Annotated in this window: 20 protein-coding genes; 4 read left to right on the top strand and 16 right to left on the bottom strand. The window is 63.5% G+C overall.

The features are described 5' to 3' along the window. Positions 1 to 120: 120 nt before the first annotated feature. On the top strand, positions 121 to 1,008 hold the full coding sequence (locus AB2N08_RS09795) for an AraC family transcriptional regulator (RefSeq protein WP_367610449.1): 888 nt from the start codon (positions 121 to 123) through the stop codon (positions 1,006 to 1,008). Between the two features lie 14 nt (positions 1,009 to 1,022). On the opposite strand, the gene AB2N08_RS09790 is transcribed toward AB2N08_RS09795, so the two are convergent. The 12 genes from AB2N08_RS09790 to tyrS form a co-directional block, all read right to left on the bottom strand. Continuing rightward, a complete protein-coding gene (locus AB2N08_RS09790; RefSeq protein WP_367610448.1) occupies positions 1,023 to 1,271 on the bottom strand; it encodes a hypothetical protein in 249 nt (82 codons plus the stop codon). Between the two features lie 3 nt (positions 1,272 to 1,274). Further along, on the bottom strand, positions 1,275 to 1,526 hold the full coding sequence (locus tag AB2N08_RS09785; protein ID WP_367610447.1) for a hypothetical protein: 252 nt from the start codon (positions 1,524 to 1,526) through the stop codon (positions 1,275 to 1,277). Positions 1,527 to 1,622: 96 nt separating this feature from the next. Further along, complete coding sequence (gene ruvB, locus AB2N08_RS09780; RefSeq protein ID WP_367610446.1) at positions 1,623 to 2,690, bottom strand: Holliday junction branch migration DNA helicase RuvB; 1,068 nt, start codon at positions 2,688 to 2,690, stop codon at positions 1,623 to 1,625. Between the two features lie 3 nt (positions 2,691 to 2,693). Beyond that, a complete protein-coding gene (ruvA, locus tag AB2N08_RS09775) occupies positions 2,694 to 3,272 on the bottom strand; it encodes a Holliday junction branch migration protein RuvA (RefSeq protein WP_367610445.1) in 579 nt (192 codons plus the stop codon). A gap of 15 nt (positions 3,273 to 3,287) precedes the next feature. After that, positions 3,288 to 3,827 (bottom strand): crossover junction endodeoxyribonuclease RuvC, encoded by a 540-nt coding sequence (gene ruvC / locus AB2N08_RS09770; RefSeq protein ID WP_367610444.1) that lies wholly within the window; start codon positions 3,825 to 3,827, stop codon positions 3,288 to 3,290. Positions 3,828 to 3,988: 161 nt separating this feature from the next. Next, positions 3,989 to 5,575, bottom strand: coding sequence for a bifunctional phosphoribosylaminoimidazolecarboxamide formyltransferase/IMP cyclohydrolase (gene purH / locus AB2N08_RS09765; protein ID WP_367610443.1), 1,587 nt, complete (start codon positions 5,573 to 5,575; stop codon positions 3,989 to 3,991). Between the two features lie 91 nt (positions 5,576 to 5,666). Then, positions 5,667 to 5,900: a helix-turn-helix domain-containing protein gene (locus AB2N08_RS09760; RefSeq protein WP_005667930.1), complete on the bottom strand. Its 234-nt coding sequence runs from the start codon at positions 5,898 to 5,900 to the stop codon at positions 5,667 to 5,669. Between the two features lie 100 nt (positions 5,901 to 6,000). Continuing rightward, positions 6,001 to 7,035 (bottom strand): tRNA dihydrouridine synthase DusB, encoded by a 1,035-nt coding sequence (gene dusB / locus AB2N08_RS09755; protein WP_367610442.1) that lies wholly within the window; start codon positions 7,033 to 7,035, stop codon positions 6,001 to 6,003. 147 nt (positions 7,036 to 7,182) lie between these two features. Next, positions 7,183 to 7,857, bottom strand: coding sequence for a histidine phosphatase family protein (locus AB2N08_RS09750; protein WP_367610441.1), 675 nt, complete (start codon positions 7,855 to 7,857; stop codon positions 7,183 to 7,185). A gap of 42 nt (positions 7,858 to 7,899) precedes the next feature. Further along, entirely contained in the window at positions 7,900 to 8,565 is a 666-nt protein-coding gene (locus AB2N08_RS09745) for a YbhB/YbcL family Raf kinase inhibitor-like protein (RefSeq protein ID WP_367610440.1), read from the bottom strand. Between the two features lie 57 nt (positions 8,566 to 8,622). Continuing rightward, positions 8,623 to 9,081: a D-aminoacyl-tRNA deacylase gene (gene dtd, locus AB2N08_RS09740; protein ID WP_367610439.1), complete on the bottom strand. Its 459-nt coding sequence runs from the start codon at positions 9,079 to 9,081 to the stop codon at positions 8,623 to 8,625. Further along, entirely contained in the window at positions 9,078 to 10,340 is a 1,263-nt protein-coding gene (gene tyrS / locus AB2N08_RS09735) for a tyrosine--tRNA ligase (RefSeq protein ID WP_367610438.1), read from the bottom strand. Before tyrS ends, dtd begins: the two co-directional genes overlap by 4 nt. Before the next feature lie 147 nt (positions 10,341 to 10,487). Between tyrS and AB2N08_RS09730 the strand changes: the two genes are divergently transcribed. After that, positions 10,488 to 11,852: a M23 family metallopeptidase gene (locus tag AB2N08_RS09730; protein ID WP_367610437.1), complete on the top strand. Its 1,365-nt coding sequence runs from the start codon at positions 10,488 to 10,490 to the stop codon at positions 11,850 to 11,852. 88 nt (positions 11,853 to 11,940) lie between these two features. Next, the gene (locus AB2N08_RS09725; protein WP_367610436.1) at positions 11,941 to 13,038 is read left to right on the top strand and encodes an anhydro-N-acetylmuramic acid kinase; all 1,098 of its coding nucleotides are present in this window, start codon (positions 11,941 to 11,943) and stop codon (positions 13,036 to 13,038) included. An 86-nt stretch (positions 13,039 to 13,124) separates the two neighbouring features. On the opposite strand, the gene erpA is transcribed toward AB2N08_RS09725, so the two are convergent. The 4 genes from erpA to rplM form a co-directional block, all read right to left on the bottom strand. Continuing rightward, the gene (erpA, locus tag AB2N08_RS09720) at positions 13,125 to 13,493 is read right to left on the bottom strand and encodes an iron-sulfur cluster insertion protein ErpA (protein WP_183556750.1); all 369 of its coding nucleotides are present in this window, start codon (positions 13,491 to 13,493) and stop codon (positions 13,125 to 13,127) included. Between the two features lie 217 nt (positions 13,494 to 13,710). Further along, positions 13,711 to 14,748 (bottom strand): N-acetyl-gamma-glutamyl-phosphate reductase, encoded by a 1,038-nt coding sequence (gene argC / locus AB2N08_RS09715; RefSeq protein ID WP_367610435.1) that lies wholly within the window; start codon positions 14,746 to 14,748, stop codon positions 13,711 to 13,713. Positions 14,749 to 14,914: 166 nt separating this feature from the next. Beyond that, on the bottom strand, positions 14,915 to 15,307 hold the full coding sequence (rpsI, locus tag AB2N08_RS09710; RefSeq protein WP_183556746.1) for a 30S ribosomal protein S9: 393 nt from the start codon (positions 15,305 to 15,307) through the stop codon (positions 14,915 to 14,917). A 9-nt stretch (positions 15,308 to 15,316) separates the two neighbouring features. Further along, a complete protein-coding gene (gene rplM, locus AB2N08_RS09705; protein ID WP_183556744.1) occupies positions 15,317 to 15,745 on the bottom strand; it encodes a 50S ribosomal protein L13 in 429 nt (142 codons plus the stop codon). A gap of 264 nt (positions 15,746 to 16,009) precedes the next feature. Here rplM and AB2N08_RS09700 point away from each other — a divergent pair, with 264 nt between their 5' ends. Next, positions 16,010 to 17,446, top strand: coding sequence for an alpha/beta fold hydrolase (locus tag AB2N08_RS09700; RefSeq protein ID WP_367610434.1), 1,437 nt, complete (start codon positions 16,010 to 16,012; stop codon positions 17,444 to 17,446). Positions 17,447 to 17,453: the final 7 nt, after the last annotated feature.

Here is a 17,453-nt window from a genome sequence, read left to right as displayed (position 1 = left end):
GTGAAGGGATAGGGGCATGGTAGGGGGCGGCGGCGCGCGACGCCCACCGGATCCTGCCACAAACCTGCCCGATCCTGCCAATGCCTTGTGGTGCGTGGCCGGCTCTGTTCCAATGCGGTAATGGAACATCGACTGAACGAACTGCGGCGCCTGGCCGCCGGCGCCGCCAACCGGCGCACCGAAACCGGCATCCCGCGCGTGGCCATGGTCCAGGGCGCCATCCCCGAACACCAGCTGGCGGCGGTGTACGACCCAATGATCAACCTGATCCTCACAGGCAGCAAATCGATGACGGTCGGCGCGCGCACGCTGCACTACGATCCGGCGACCTATTTCGTGATGTCGGTCGAGCTGCCGGCCGTGGGCCAGGTGCATCCGGCCGCAAGCGGCGAACCGTACCTGGCGGTAAGCCTGACGCTCGATGCGGCCGTGCTGGCGCCGCTGCTGGCTGACTTGCCCGAACCTGCTTTCGGCAGGCGCGCCGACAGCGGCTTTTCAGTGGCCGCCGTCACGCCCGAATTGATGGACGCGTGGGTGCGCATGCTGCGCCTGATGCACGAGCCGAACGACATCGCGGCGCTGGCGCCGGCGTATGAACGCGAGATCCTGTACCGCGTGCTGCAAGGGCCGCACGGCGCCATGCTGCGCGATATCGCCTCGCCCGACAGCGCGCTGGCCCGCGTGCAGCGCGCGATCGCCTGGATCCGGCAAGACTTCGCCAGCCCGCTGCGCATCGAGGCGCTGGCCGGCAAGGTCGCGATGAGCGCATCGTCGTTTCACCGGCACTTCAAGGCGGTGACGGCCCTGAGTCCCTTGCAGTACCAGAAGCGGGTGCGGTTGATGCAGGCGCGCCAGCTCCTGGTGGCGCAAGGGGCGAATGTGACGACGGCGGCGTTCGAGGTGGGGTACGAGAGTGCGACGCAGTTCAGCCGCGAGTATGCGCGGATGTTCGGGATGGCGCCGGGGCGGGACGCGGCGCGGATTGCTGCGCGGGTGCGGGCGGCTTGATCGAGCGGTAAGCCTTATCGCGTCAGCGCGTAAAACCCATAGCACAGCATACCGATGATGGCGTAGATCCCGATGTAACCCGACCACATCATGAAGCGCCCTTCCCAACTGCCTTCCCTGGCGAGCTTGGCGTAATAGCCCCAGGCATTGCCGGGTTCATAGTCCTTGTTCTTGCGATGCTTGTAGTCGATGATCTGATTCGGGATGCCAATGACGATCCCGAATATGCCCGCAATGGTTTTCAGGACGTTCACGTCGTCCATTGTCTAGCGTGACGACTTGGCGCCACAGCGCTCCAGCAGCTGGCTCGATGGCGCCAGCGCCAGCACGAGCAGCCAGCCCGCAAACACAAACCCGCGGTGCAGCGCGAAGAAGCACAAGCCATACATCACCCACTGCGCCAGGCCAGCGGCAGGCAGGCCAAGTCCGGCGCTGCGAATCAGAATGCCCGTCGAGAAAGCCGCCAGTGCGCTGACTAGCGCAATGAACCACCAGGTTTGTTCCAGTTTCGATGCCATCGCGGGATATCCGTCAGTCTGCAAGACAGTCAGTATATTGGAATGCGCGTGCAGCAAAAGTCGCACAAAGTCACCCGGCGGCTTTGCCGCCGATCTTCAAGCCGGCGGCAAGCTATCCCACAGGTCGCCCGTCGGGCTGATGCGCGGCGCCGTGACGCCGAAATGCTGGTATGCCAGCGGCGTGGCGATGCGCCCGCGCGGGGTGCGCTGCAGGTAACCCTGCTGGATCAGGAACGGTTCGAGCACGTCTTCGATCGTATCTGCTGCCTCGCCGATGGCTGCGGCCAGGTTGCCGATACCGACCGGGCCGCCGGCGAACTTGAACAGCACCGCCTCGAGCAGCTTGCGGTCCATGACGTCGAAGCCCACGCTGTCGACGTCCAGCATTTTCAGGGCGCGGTCGGCGATATCGCGCGTGATGTCGCCATTGCCTTTCACCTGCGCGAAGTCGCGCACGCGGCGCAGCAGGCGGTTGGCGATACGCGGCGTGCCGCGCGCGCGCTTGGCCACTTCGCGCGCGCCCTCTTCATCGATTGGCGCGACCAGCAATGCAGCGCTGCGCAGCACGATCTTGGTCAGTTCGGGGACGTTATAGAACTCCAGGCGCGCCACGATGCCGAAGCGGTCGCGCAGTGGATTGGTGAGCATGCCGGCACGCGTGGTCGCGCCCACCAGCGTGAACGGCTGCAGGTCGAGTTTCACCGAGCGGGCGGCCGGGCCTTCGCCGATCATGATGTCGATCTGGTAGTCCTCGAGCGCCGGGTACAGGATCTCTTCGACCACGGGCGACAAGCGGTGGATCTCGTCGATGAACAGCACGTCGTTCGGCTCGAGGTTGGTCAAGAGCGCGGCCAGGTCGCCCGGGCGCTCGAGCACGGGGCCCGAGGTCTGGCGCAGGTTCACGCCCATTTCGCGCGCGATGATGTGCGCCAGCGTCGTCTTGCCCAGGCCCGGTGGGCCGAACAGCAGTGTGTGGTCGAGCGCTTCGCGCCGGTTGCGGGCGGCGGTGATGAAGATCTCGAGCTGGTCGCGGATTTTCTCCTGGCCGACGTATTCGTCGAGCTGCTTGGGCCGCAAGGCGCGCTCGATCGCCTCTTCATTGGGCGAGGCCGGCGCGGCATCGATCACGCGCTGTTCGGTGAAGTTGTCGGTCTGGATGCTCATGGCTTATGCCTTCGAGAGCGCCTTGAGCGCAAATTTGATGCCGTCCGAGACGCTGGCGCCGGTTGGCATGTTCTTGATTGCGAGCAGCGCTTCCTTGTCGGAGTAACCCAGCGCAGCCAGCGCGTTGAGCACGTCGGTCTGGGTGTCGTCGCGCGGCACGCCGGCCACCATGCCGATGTCGGCGCCCAGTTTTCCCTTCAGCTCCAGCAGCAAGCGCTCGGCCGTCTTCTTGCCGATGCCGGGCACCTTGACCAGGCGCCCCGTCTCTTGCAGCGTGACGGCTTGCGACAGCTCGGCCACGGTCATCCCGGACAGGATCGACAGCGCCATGCGCGCACCGACACCGGTGATCTTGATGAGCTGCCGGAACAGCGCGCGCTCGGACGCACTACCAAAGCCGAACAGCAGGTGCGCATCTTCGCGCACGGTCAGGTGCGTAAACAGCACGACTTTTTCGCCCGTGTGCGGCAGGTTGTAGAAGGTGCTCATGGGCACATCGACTTCATAGCCGACGCCATTGCAATCCACCAGCACATGCGGCGGCGCTTTTTCGAGCAGGGTTCCGGAGAGACGACCGATCATCGGCATGGTTCCTTGTTATGAGACGAGACGGCTGTTTTTCATGCGCAGCCCGAGCATATCGGGCGCAACGGCGCCCAGCAGCGCCAGCGTGTCGATCGTGTGGGCATGGCAGATCGCCACGCCGAGCGCATCGGCGGCGTCGCTGCCAGGCAGGCCCGGCAGCTTGAGCAGGCGGGCGACCATGTCCTGCACCTGCGCCTTGGCCGCGCGGCCGGTGCCGACGACAGCTTGCTTGACCTGCACCGCCGTGTATTCGGCGACATCGAGATCGGCGCCGACGAGCGCCGTGATCGCCGCGCCGCGCGCCTGGCCCAGCAGCAGGGTCGATTGCGGGTTGACGTTGACGAACACTTTTTCGATGGCAGAACAGGCGGGCTGGTAGGTGGCGATGATTTCGCTGACGCCGTGCAGGATGACTTTCAGGCGTGGCGGCAAGGCGCCTTCCAGCCCGGTCTTGATGGTGCCCGAAGCGATGTAGCGCAGCTTCGCGCCGTGTTTTTCAATGACGCCGAACCCCGTCGTGCGCAGGCCCGGGTCGATGCCGAGAATAATCATGCTGGAATGTTACCCCGGCTGGGGGTGTTCGTGGGAAAAATACTGTGCAAAAACACAGGTGCCGGTGATTTTTGGATCACCAGGCGGATCATACGTGGATTGAACGCGTCGGCAGAAACCTGCCGACCCTACGCTGCCGGCGCGTTCAACGAAACGTATTATTAATGACGGAAATGACGCGTGCCCGTGTACAGCATCACGACGCCGCGCTCGTCGGCGGCATCGATCACCTCCTGGTCGCGCATCGAGCCGCCCGGGTGGATCACGCAGGTCGCGCCGGCATCGACGACGACGTCCAGGCCGTCACGGAACGGGAAGAATGCATCCGACGCCACGGCCGAGCCGGTCAGCGAGAGGCCGGCGTTCTGCGCCTTGATCGACGCGATGCGCGCCGAATCGATACGGCTCATCTGGCCGGCGCCCACGCCCAGCGTCATGCCGTTACCGCAGAACACGATCGCGTTCGACTTGACGAACTTGGCCACGCGCCAGGCGAACATCAGGTCTTGCAGTTGCTGTGGCGATGGCTGCAGCTTGGAGACCACGCGCAGGTCTTCCATGCCGACGTTCTTCGCATCGGGCGATTGCACCAGCAGGCCGCCACCGACGCGCTTGACGTCGTAAGTGTTTTGGCCTTCGCCCAGCGCAATTTCAAGCAGACGCACGTTCTGCTTGGCGGCCATGATCTGGCGCGCCTGGGCCGTGAAGCTCGGCGCGATCAGCACTTCGACGAACAGCTTGGCCAGCGCTTCGGCCGCCTTGCCGTCGACTTCGACGTTGAAGGCGATGATGCCGCCGAAGGCCGAGGTCGGATCGGTCTGCAGTGCGCGCGAGTAAGCATCCAGCGCATCGACGCCGATTGCCACGCCGCACGGGTTGGCGTGCTTGACGATCACGCAGCCGGCCGACTGGCCCAGGCCGCCGAGGGACTTGACGCATTCCCAGGCCGCATCGGCATCGGCGATATTGTTGTACGACAGTTCTTTACCCTGCAGCTGGCGGTAGTTGGCCAGCGCGCCGTCGATCGTGATCAGGTCGCGGTAGAAGGCGGCGCCCTGGTGCGGGTTTTCGCCGTAGCGCATTTCCTGCACTTTCTCAAAGCCCATGTTCAGCGTGGCCGGGAAATTCGAGCGGGTCGCGTGCGCGCGGTCTTCTCCCAGGCTGGTCAGGTAATTGGTGATCGCGCCGTCGTATTGGGCGGTGTGCGCGAACACTTTTTTGGCCAGGCGGAATTTGGTCTCGTAGCTGACCGGGCCGGCGTCGCCGCCACTGCCCTTCATTTCAGCCAGCACCACGCCGTAGTCGGCAGGGTCGACCACCACGACCACGTCGCGGTGGTTCTTGGCGGCCGAGCGCAGCATGGTCGGGCCACCGATGTCGATGTTCTCGATCGCATCTTCCAGCGAGCACTCTTGTTTGGCGACCGTTTGCTGGAACGGGTACAGGTTGACCACGACCATGTCGATCTGGGGAATATTGTGCTCCGCCAGCTTGGCGACGTGCTCTGGGAAATCGCGACGGGCCAGGATGCCGCCGTGCACTTTCGGGTGCAGCGTCTTGACGCGGCCATCGAGCATTTCCGGGAAACCGGTGTAGTCGGCCACTTCCGTAACCGGCACGCCATTTTCTTGCAGCAGCTTGGCGGTGCCGCCAGTAGACAGGATGTTCACGCCCAGCTGGTTCAGCGCGCGCGCGAAGTCGAGCACGCCGGTCTTGTCGGATACGGAAATGAGAGCTTGTTTGATCATGGTGAGGCCTATGGTTGAGAATTCCTGGCGCCGGACGTGGAGACCGCTGGGTCTCCGGGACCGCGCAGGAAGCGCAGCCAACCGGCAACGCTTAGAGCAGCCCGTGCTCTTGCAGTTTCTTGCGCAATGTATTGCGATTGATGCCCAGCATCTGCGCGGCATGCGACTGGTTGCCGTCAGCGCGCGACATGACCACTTCGAGGACGGGCTTTTCGACGGTCAACACCATCATGTCGTAGATGTTGGTCGGTTTTTGCTCGCCGAGATCGTTGAAATAGTCTTCAAGACTCTTCTGGACGACTTCCTGGATACTTTCTTTGCTCATGTCTTCTGCTGCTTCATCCTGGTTGTGTGATTGCTGCGCCAGCTTGCTGCGCCGGCGCAGCGCATCCCCAATTATTCTTCTTGTTGCTTGTGCTGGCCTGCTACGCCGCGATCGCGTCCGCGGCGGGTGGTGCGGCAAGCGCGGGGCGGTATTGTAACCGCTCGCCATGGCGGTGTTGTGATTTCAAGAAGTCGTCCATCGCTGCAAGTTGCTCGGCGGTCGATTCCAGCAGGTTCATGCGCTGACGGAACTCCTCGCCGTCCGGCAGATCCTGTACATACCAGCCGATGTGCTTGCGCGCGGTGCGCACGCCGATGAACTCACCGTAGAACGCGTAGTGCGCCGGCAAGTGCTCGTGCATCAATTCGCGCACCTCTTCCACCAGCGGCGCTGGCATGTGTTCCCCGGTGCGCAGATAGTGGTCGATCTCGCGGCAAATCCACGGCCGGCCCTGGGCGGCGCGACCGATCATGACGGCGTCCGCGCCCGTGTAGTCGAGCACGAATTTGGCCTTTTCGGGCGTGGTGATGTCGCCATTGGCCACCACCGGAATACCGACCTCGGCCTTGACGGCGCGGATCGTGTCGTATTCGGCATCGCCCTTGTAGCCGTCGGCACGGGTGCGGCCGTGCAGCGTCAGCATCTGGATGCCGGCCTGCTCGGCCAGGCGCGCGATGCGCAGCGCGTTCTTGTTTTGCCGATCCCAACCGGTCCGGAACTTGAGCGTGACCGGCACATCGACGGCCTCGACCACCGCGTGCAGGATGCGCTCGACCAGGTCTTCGTGCTGCAACAGGGCCGAACCGCACCAGCTATTGCACACCTTCTTGACCGGGCAGCCCATATTGATGTCGATAATTTGCGCGCCGCGCTCGACGTTGAACTTCGCGCAATCGGCGAGGTCTTTCGGATCGGCGCCGGCGATCTGCACCGCTTTCGGCTCCATCTCACCCGCGTGGTCGATCCGGCGCGACGTCTTTTCGCTGGCCCACAGGCGCGGGTTGGACGCGGCCATCTCGGACACCGCATAGCCCGCGCCGAGCTGCTTGCACAGTTGCCGGAACGGACGGTCCGTCACGCCAGCCATCGGCGCGACAAAGACATTATTACGCAAGAGATAGGGACCTATTTGCACAGCAGGAAGACTCAAAAGTGACACGGGAACCTGCTATTTTACCTCAAGCGCTGCTCAAATTATCAGCACAATTTATGAAATTGTTGTGCGTGCGATATTGGCAGGGTGTGATAAAGGGAGTGGATAGCGCCGCAGCGACGCCGCCGGTCAAGGCAAATCGTCGAGAACAACTTGCCGCAGATGATCGACTTCACCCCAGCTCAGCAGACGCAACCTGCCCTGCTCGACTGCGAAACGGTTGATGCTGGCGTTGTGCACCTTGAAGTCGCGCGGGGTGTTCAACGCCAGACCCAGCGCGGCCCGGTAAGCACACTCGAGCACGCCGCCGTGCGCCACCATTGCCAGTGTTTGTCCGGGATGGCGGGCCGCATGGGTCGCGATCGCCGTCGTGACGCGATCGAAGAAGGCGCGGAACGATTCACCCTGATTCTTGCCCGGTGGCAGGGTCGCATCGACATTGCGCGCCTGCCAGGCTGCGAATTCCAAAGGATAGCGCGCCGCGATCTCGCTGTAGAGCAAGCCTTCGAAGCCGCCATAGCAGCGTTCGCGCAATTGCGGGTCGACTTGCAGACCTGCCGTCGCGCCGCGGGCGCGCAGGATTGCCTCGGCGGTTTGCCTTGCCCGGCCCAGGTCGCTGGACAGGACGTGGTCGATGCCCTCACCGGCCAGCCCGGCGCCGAGCAGCGCCGCCTGGCGCTCGCCTTCGGCATTGAGCGGGATATCGAGATGGCCTTGCAGTCGGCGTTCGGCATTCCAGGCGGTTTCGCCGTGGCGGATGAGCAGGATCGTGGTCGCGCCCTGGGGCGCCGTGGTCAGGGTCATGAGGTTCTGGTGCCCGAACCTCGGGGCGATCGGATGGAAGCGCTATTCTGGCAGATCGGCGAGGGTGTGGGGGTTGAGCGCATAGGTGCCGAAGATACGCGCCTCATCCAGGATGTGCCCCTGGATCGCCATGCACGCTTCTCGGCCGGTGAAACGCCCGACCAGCGGCAGGCGCGGAATGTCGAGCGCATACAGGGTAAAGACATAGTGATGCAGGCGCTCGTCGTTCCAGGGTGGGGACGGGCCATCGTAGCCAAAGAACTCGCCCGCCATGTCGGGGTCGCTCGCAAACCAGGCCGTATAGTCGTTGACGCCCTGGCGCAACTGGTGCTCAGTGCCGTTTTTTATCGTGAACGGCACCAGCGGCCCCGGCTTGCCGTGGGGGGTGACCATATCGGAGAACATGCCTTCGGCCAGCGAGTTGAGGTACACGGGGATGTCGGCCAGCGTCCAGTGGAAGAAGTCCCTGCGCGGCGACGTCAATGGCACCGTGCGCCCTTCTTTATTGACGCGGCATGCGTCGAGCGGCACGTCGGGGTCGTGGCAGATCAGCACCAGCGACTCGGTGCCGGGGGGCACGTCGTCCCAGGCGACGTGCGGATTGCGGTTGCTCGACAGCTTGGCGTGGGTATCAGGGTCGCCCACTGCGAACGCGCAGGCAGCGGGGATCTCGGCCCCGTTGGCAAATGAGTCACTCCAGATTCGCATATCTCCTCCCGGCTGTTAATTCTGACCTTGAGCGGCCAGCCGGGGTTGCAGCGCAATTTAACGTGAAGTGCCGACCGGATCAAACCGCAGCCAGAATGTCACCGGCCCATCGTTGACAAGCGCAACCTTCATGTCGGCGCCGAACACGCCGGTTTCCACCTGGCCGTGGCGCTCGCGCGCCTGGCGCACGGCGTAATCGAACAGGCGCCGTCCGTCCTCTGGCGCGGCGGCCGGCGTGAACGACGGGCGCATTCCCGACTTGGTATCGGCTGCCAGCGTAAATTGCGGCACCAGAAGCAAGCCGCCATTGACGTCGGCCAGGCTGCGGTTCATCTTGCCGGCCTCGTCCGAAAATACGCGGTAGCCGAGCAATTTGGTCAGCAGCAGATCGGCTTCGCGCTCGGTGTCGCCTTTTTCGGCGCACAGTAATACCAATAGGCCGGGACCGATGGCGCCGACGGTTGCGCCGTCGACGCGCACTGCCGCTTCGCTCACGCGTTGCAGCAATCCGATCATGAGAGCGTCACGCGCGCGAACTTGCGCTTGCCCACTTGCACGACGAGCGTGCCGGCCGCCACTTGCAGCGCTTTATCGGCCACGACGGCGCCATCGATGCGCACGCCGCCCTGGTCGACCATGCGCATGGCTTCCGAGGTCGAAGCGCACAGGCCGGCTTGCTTGAGCAATTGCGCCACGCCGAGCGGCGCGCCCGACAGCGCCACTTCCGGCACGTCGTCCGGGATACCGCCCTTGGAGCGGTTGACGAAGTCGGCCAGCGCATCGGCGGCCGCCTGGCTCGAGTGGAAGCGCGTGACGATTTCCTTGCCCAGCGCCACTTTGGCGTCGCGCGGATTGGCGCCGCCGTCGATCGTCGCCTTCAGTTGGGCGATGTCGTCCAGCGAGCGGAACGACAGCAAATTGAAGTACTTCCACATCATGTCGTCCGAAATGCTCATCAGCTTGCCGAACATGGTGTTCGGTGCTTCGGTGATGCCGATGTAGTTGTTTTTCGACTTCGACATCTTTTCGACGCCGTCCAGGCCCTCGAGCAGCGGCATGGTCAGGATGCACTGCGGTGCCTGGCCGTAGTCCTTCTGCAGTTCGCGGCCAACAAGCAAGTTGAATTTCTGGTCTGTTCCACCCAGCTCAAGGTCGGACTGTAAAGCGACTGAATCGTAGCCCTGCATCAGCGGATACAGGAACTCGTGCACGGCAATCGGTGTCCCACTCTTGTAGCGCTTGGTGAAATCGTCGCGTTCCATCATGCGCGCCACGGTGTAGCGCGAGGCCAACTGAATCATGCCGCGCGCGCCGAGGGGGTCACACCACTCGGAGTTGTAGCGCATTTCGGTGCGGCTGGCGTCGAGCACCAGCGATGCTTGCCGGAAATACGTCATGGCGTTTTCTTCGACCTGTTCGCGGGTCAGCGGCGGGCGCGTCGCGTTGCGGCCCGACGGATCGCCAATCATCGACGTGAAGTCACCGATCAAAAAGATTACCTGGTGACCAAGATCTTGCAGTTGACGCAACTTGTTCAGCACCACAGTGTGGCCCAGATGCAAGTCTGGCGCGGTTGGGTCCAGACCCAGCTTGATACGTAGCGGCGTGCCGGTCTGTTCCGAACGCGCCAGTTTTTGCGCAAAATCGGCCTCGATCAGCAGCTCGTCAACGCCCCTTTTCGCTATGGCGAGGGACTCGAGAACGTGATCGGTCAGAGGAAGGCGAACAGGCGGGCTTACCACGGTGTTGCCACCAGGAACTGCAGTTGAGGTCATAAATTCGTGTAGGAAATTGGCTAAAGCGGTTGTAGGACCACATCTTTTGGTATAATTCACGATCCTGTTTTCGTTTCCCAAAGAAAACTTTGTTAAACGTTATGAACATGGCCCTTGAAAGTTCAGCCGCAAATTTTAACTGATTGCATGAACCCTATACAGAAAATCACCCGTCAGACCCTGCTGCAGCTGGTGCCGAAGACCCGCAAAGCCCGCGTATTGAGCGCCGGCGCCGTCTTCCTAAGCATGTGCGCCTTTGGCGCAGTAGGTGTCGCCCCGATCGCCAACGATCCCTCCGACCTGCCCGTGACGTCGGTCGCGACGAACCTGGAATTGCCAAATCTGGCAGCCCAGATCGCCGCGCTCCAGCAAGACGAGCAGCAATTCATCCACGAAGAACGCATCCGCCGCGGCGATTCGCTCGGCTCGCTCTTCACCCGCCTCGGCATCGAAGATGCACAGGCGCAGAAATTTGTGCGGTCGGACAAGCTGGCACGTCGCCTGCTGTCGCTCCAGACCGGCAAGCGCATCCAGGCTGAAACTGACGAAAATGGCCTGCTGCTGTCGATGCGCGCCACCGTCATCGACGGCAAGAGCGGCGATGCACGCACGATCAGCGTCGAGCGCAAGGGCGAAGCATTCGTCGCCCTCGAAGCAGCGGCCAAGCTCGAGCGTCGCGTCGAAATGCGCTCGCGCGACATCGCCTCGTCGCTGTATGCAGCCACCGACTCCAATGTCGACGGCGGCAGCTTGCCCGATTCGATCGTCGGCCAGATCATCGAAATGTTCTCGACCGATATCGACTTCCGCACCGACGTCAAGCGTGGTGACCGCTTCAATGTGGTCTACGAGACCTTCTGGCTCGACGGCGAACAAGTCAAGACCGGCCGCATCCTGGCTGGCGAGTTCGTCAACCGCGGCACCGCCTACCAGTCGGTCTGGTACGAAGATCCGATCACCAAGCAGGGCGGCTACTACACACTGGACGGTAAAGCACTCAAGAAAGCCTTCCTCAAGTCGCCACTCGAATACTCGCGTATCTCGTCGGGCTTCTCGATGCGCGTGCACCCGCTGTCGGGTAAATGGAAAGCGCACAAGGGCGTCGATTACGCAGCCTCGACCGGCACCCCGATCCGCGCCGTGGCCGACGCTACCGTCGACTTCGCCGGCAACGGCAATGGCTACGGCAATATGGTCGTGCTCAAGCACTGGTCGGCGTACAGCACCGCCTATGCGCACATGAGCCGTATTGCACCCGGCATGCGCAAGGGCACCAAGATCAGCCAGGGCCAGGTCATCGGCTACGTCGGCTCGACCGGCTGGTCGACCGGCGCCCACCTGCACTACGAGTTCCGCGTTGCAGGCGTGGCCAAGGATCCGAACAAGTACAAGTCGCTGGCACAGCAACCGCTGAGCCAGGCTGAACTGGGTCGTTTCCGCATGGCTGCAGCTGAGATGAATCACCGCTTCTCACTGCTGGCCCCAAGCGGCTCGGCCATGGCCGCCCGCTAACACAGCCTCACGGTTGTCCCGATGCCCTCCGCTGCATGTCGATGCCGGAGGGCGTTTTCTTTTGCACGCCTGATTTTCTTATAACACCATGACCGAGACACCTTTTCTCTTCATCGGCTTGATGTCCGGCACCAGCCTCGACGGCGTGGATGGCGTGCTGGCCGACTTTTCCAACGGCGCGATCCGCACCCTGGCCGCCGCCTTCACGCCCTTCCCCGCCGCCCTGAAGGACGAGTTGATGGCGCTGCAGGCCGCCAGCCACAACGAACTAGAGCGCGAGGCGCTGGCCGCCAATGCGCTGGCCCTGGCCTACGCCGACTGCGTGCGTTCACTGCTGCCGTCGAGTCCCGGCCCGGTCGCTGCCGTGGCCGTGCATGGCCAGACCATCCGTCATCGTCCCGAACTGGGCTTCACGCGCCAGACCAACAACCCGGCCTTGCTGGCCGAACTGACCGGCCTGAATGTGATCGCCGACTTTCGCAGCCGCGACGTCGCGGCCGGCGGCCAGGGCGCGCCGCTCGTGCCGGCGTTCCACGCCGCTGCCTTCGGCACGCCGGGCACGGCGCGCGTGGTGGTGAACATCGGCGGCATCGGCAATATCAGCGTGCTGCATGGCGATGGCCGCGTGACCGGGTTCGACACCGGCCCGGGCAATGTGCTGATGGATCTGTGGATCGCACGCCACCAGGGCCGCGCCTACGACGAGGATGGCGCCTGGGGCGCGAGCGGGACGGTCCACGCGCCTCTGCTGTCGGCGCTGCTCGACGAACCGTACTTCCGCCAGCCGGCGCCAAAGAGCACGGGACGCGACCTGTTCCATGAAGCCTGGCTCGATGCGAGGGTTGCAGCGTTTGAAGAAGTCGCGCCAGCCGACGTTCAGGCCACGCTCACGCGCCTGACGGCAGTAACGATTGCGCGCGCGATCCGCGACGACGGCATTGCCCCCGACGCCGTGTACGTCTGCGGCGGTGGCGCCTACAACGGCGCACTGCTGCGCGCCATCAGCGCCGAACTCGATGGCGTGAAGGTGGCGTCGACGGCCGAGCTGGGCGTGGCGCCGAACCGGGTCGAGGCGCTGGCGTTTGCCTGGCTGGGCTGGCGCTTTACCAACCGGGAGCCGGGCAATCTGCCGGCCGTGACCGGCGCACGCGGCTTGCGGGTGCTGGGTGCGTTGTACCCGGCGTAAACGTCAAACGGCCCGCTTGATGCGGGCCGTCATGATTCCCCGGCATCCGCCGGGTATCGCTGCGCTGATTGCGCTGATTGCGCCGATTACGCCGAGAACGACGAACCGCAACCGCAGGTCGAGGTGGCGTTCGGATTCTTGATCACGAACTGCGCGCCTTCGAGGTCATCCTTGTAGTCGATTTCGGCGCCGACCAGGTACTGGTAGCTCATCGAGTCGATCAACAGCTGGACGCCCGCTTTTTCCATCGTCGTGTCATCGTCATTGATGATCTCGTCGAAGGTGAAGCCATACTGGAAACCCGAGCAGCCGCCGCCCTGCACGAAGACGCGCAGCTTGAGGTCGGGGTTGCCTTCTTCTTCGATCAGCTGGGCCACTTTCTGTGCCGCGCTGTCGGTGAAGTTGATTGGTACGGGGATCGTGTCGAAATCTACTACTTCGGCGACTGCGGTCATGGAATGCTCCTGGATAATCAAACTCCGCCCATTATAGACGGTTGGGGGAACTCATGCTGCCGACCCTCGGGGAAAGTCGGCCAGATGAGACACCAGTTGTCACTCAGACAGGATACCGGACCTCGATGATATCGAGAGAACATGAACCTTCTGCAAGAGCTGGTGCAGTAGCGTCGAATATGCGGCCGAACGGCCGCAATTCAAGACTGGAATCGCCTTACGGCAACAGCGCAATCTGCTTCAGGCCGGTCGCTTCATCCAGACCGAACATCAGGTTCATGCACTGCACAGCCTGACCCGAGGCGCCCTTGACCAGGTTGTCCTGCACCACCAGGATGACGACCATGTCGCCGCCATTCGGACGGTGCAGCGCCAGGCGCAGCACGTTCGAGCCGCGGGTCGAGCGGGTCTCGGGGTGCGAGCCGAACGGCATCACATCGACGAACTCGCTGTCCTGGTACTGTTTCTCAAACAATGCCTGCAGCGCCGCGTCGTCGATCTCTTGCGTCAGGCGCGCGTACAGCGTCGCATGCATGCCGCGAATCATCGGCACCAGGTGCGGCGTGAAGATCAGGCCGACTTTCTGTTCGGTGAAGCGCGCCAGCTGGGCCGTGGTCTCCGGCGTGTGGCGGTGGCCGCTCACACCGTAGGCCTTGAAGTTGTCGCTCGACTCCGAGAACAGCGTGGCGATCTCGGCCTTGCGGCCGGCACCCGAAACGCCCGACTTGCAGTCGGCGATCAGGCTGCCCGCGTCAATCACACCGGCCTTGAGCAACGGGTAATAACCGAGCTGCATCGTGGTCGGGTAGCAGCCCGGATTGGCGATCAGGCGCGCGCTCTTGATGGCGTCGCGGTTCAGCTCGGCCAGGCCATACACGGCTTCTTCGAGCAGCTCGGGCGCGGTGTGCTCGATCTTGTACCACTTCTCGAACGTAGCCTGGTCTTTCAGGCGGAAGTCCGCTGCCAGGTCGATCACTTTGACGCCGGCGGCCAGTAGCTCGGGCGCCTGGGCCATGGCCACGCCGTGCGGGGTGGCGAAGAACACCACGTCGCAGCTTTTCAGGTCGGCTTTGTCGGGGCTCGAGAACGCCAGGTCGACGCGTCCACGCAGCGACGGGAACATGTCGGCCACCGGCAAACCGTCTTCCTTGCGCGAGGTGATCGCCGTCAGTTGCACATCGGGATGCACGGCCAACAGCCGCAGCAATTCCACGCCCGTGTATCCGGTGCCGCCAACGATGCCAACTTTGATCATGTTCTGTTCCTTCGGTAAGAGTGAAAAGGTCCTGCATTCAGGACGAGGGTGCATTTTAACAGTCTGGGAAATGCGGGGCGTACGGGCGACAGATGCAAAAAAGCCGCCCAACCTTGCGGCGGACGGCTTTTTCGCGCCAGCGCCCGCAGGCGCCGGTGGAAACGAATTAACGCTTCGAGAACTGCTTTGCGCGACGTGCTTTGCGCAGACCGACTTTTTTACGCTCGACTTCACGCGCATCGCGGGTGACGAAGCCAGCACGGGCCAGATCTGGCTTGAGTGCTGCGTCGTAGTCGATCAGAGCGCGGGTGATGCCGTGACGGACGGCGCCAGCCTGGCCCGACTCGCCGCCGCCGTGCACGTTGACCTTGATGTCAAAACGCTCGACGTTGCCGGTCAGTTCCAGCGGCTGGCGAATGACCATCAGGCCGGTTTCGCGCGAGAAGTATTCGGAAGCAGGCTTGCCGTTCACGATGATCAGGCCGGTGCCAGTTTTGATGAACACGCGAGCGACTGCACTCTTGCGACGGCCGGTGCCGTAGTTGTAGTTACCGATCATGTCAGTTCCTTAGAGGGTCAGTGCTTGTGGTTGCTGAGCAGCGTGTGGGTGCGAACCTTCCGCGTACACTTTCAGCTTCTTGATCATTGCGTAGCCGAGTGGGCCTTTAGGCAGCATGCCCTTGACAGCTTTCTCGAGTGCGCGACCTGGGAAACGCTGTTGCATTTTCAGGAAGTTGGTTTCGTAGATACCGCCCGGGTAGCCCGAGTGACGGTAGTACGTTTTTTCGGTGGCCTTGGTACCGGTCACACGCAGTTTGCCTGCATTGATCACAACGATGAAGTCACCGGTGTCGACGTGCGGGGTGAATTCTGGCTTGTGCTTGCCGCGCAGTCGGAGTGCCACTTCGCTGGCAACACGTCCGAGGACCAGGTCCGTCGCGTCAATGACAAACCAGTCGCGCTGGACTTCATGGCCCTTAGCGGAAAAAGTTTTCATGTTTATTCCAAAAATTAAAAATTGCTCAAATGGTGGTTCCGCCACAAACATCAGCGGACTCGGCCTTGTAATCTTTTCCTGAGCAAACGGAAAGCCGACGATCATAACCCGGACCAGCGCTGCCGTCAATCTCCATGTGGTGCTAGTCAGTGTCGATCCCGGCCACACTCCCATTCAATATGCATGCTCTGATGCGTAATTGAAACTATCGGTTGACCACAGAAACAACGCGAACTTATCATCGTTGCAACCTGAGGAGATGTTGTGAAGATATTCAAAATTCTGCCTGCCCTGCTGTCGCTTCCGCTGCTGCTGGCAACAGGTGCGACAGCCGCTGCACCGGCCATGACCGACCGCAGCTGCCACCTGCCCGGCGTGGTCGAGGCGCTGCGCTGCGTGAGCGTCACGGTCCCGCTCGAGCATGCCAAGCCGCAGGGCGCGGCGCTCAAGCTGCACGTGACCGTGGCCCCGGCCTTCCGCCAGGGCAGCCGCAGCGATCCGCTGTTCGTGCTGGCCGGCGGCCCGGGCCAGGCCGGCAGCGACGTGCTGGCGCTGCTCAAGGCCGCGTTCGACCGTGTGCGCGCCACGCGCGACATCGTCTTCATCGACCAGCGCGGCACCGGCCGCTCGGGCAAGCTCGACTGCGCCAGCAAACCCGAGCACGACGCCATGAGCGACGCCGAGATGATGACCGAACTGCGCGCCTGCATCGCGGCCAACAAGTCGCCGCTGAGCGCCTACACCACGCTGGCGGCCGCGCGCGACCTCGAAAGCGTGCGCCTGGCGCTGGGCTATGGCCCGGTCAACGTGTGGGGCGGCTCGTATGGCACGCGCCTGGCGCAAGCCTATGCGCGCGCCTATCCGGCCAGCGTGCGCGCACTCGTACTCGACGGCGTGGCCGCGCCAGACCAGGTGATCCCGGCCGGCGGCCGCGACTCGCAGACGGCGCTCGACGGCCTGTTTGCCGCCTGCGCCAAGGACGCCGCCTGCCACAAGGCCTACCCGAACCTGCGCGCCGAATTCGATGCACTGGTGACCAAGGTCGAAGCGGGCGACGTGCACCTGTCGCTGCCCGACCCGCGCACGGCCGAGCAGACCGATTTCACGATGTCGTCCGACCGCTTCCTGGGCACCGTGCACAACATCCTGTACGCGCCGGCCGATGCGCGCCGCCTGCCCTTTTTGATCCATAACGCGAGCCGCGGCCGCTGGCAGCCGTTCATCGCGCGCCAGAACCTGGCCGGCGACTTCGGCAACGACGCCAGCATGTCGATGCTGCTGCACTTCGCCGTGGTGTGCGCCGAAGACGTGCCGCGCTTTACGCCCGAGCTGATGAAATCCGACGCCGCCGTGCTGGCGCGCCCGCTGGCCGAGATGATTCCAAAGCTGTGCAAAGAGGACATCAAGGTGCCGGCGGTGCCGTATGCCGCACCGACCCGCATCGAGGCGCCGGCCCTGCTGCTCTCGGGCGCGCTCGATCCGGTCACGCCGCCGCACCGCGCCGCCACGGCCGCCAAATCGATGGCGCGCGCCCAGCAGATCGTGGTGGCCAACGCCGGCCACGGCGTCTCGCAGCTCGGCTGCGCACCGCGCCTGCTGCGCGCCTTCCTCGACCGCCCGCAGGACAAGCTCGACGCGGCCTGCATGGCCGAGATCCCGGCGCCCACCTTCCAGCTCGGCAGCGCCGGGCCGCAACCATAACTTCGGA

Source organism: Massilia aurea (assembly GCF_040790145.1).
Classification (GTDB): domain Bacteria; phylum Pseudomonadota; class Gammaproteobacteria; order Burkholderiales; family Burkholderiaceae_D; genus Telluria; species Telluria aurea_C.
This window is presented reverse-complemented; position numbering and strand designations above follow the sequence as displayed.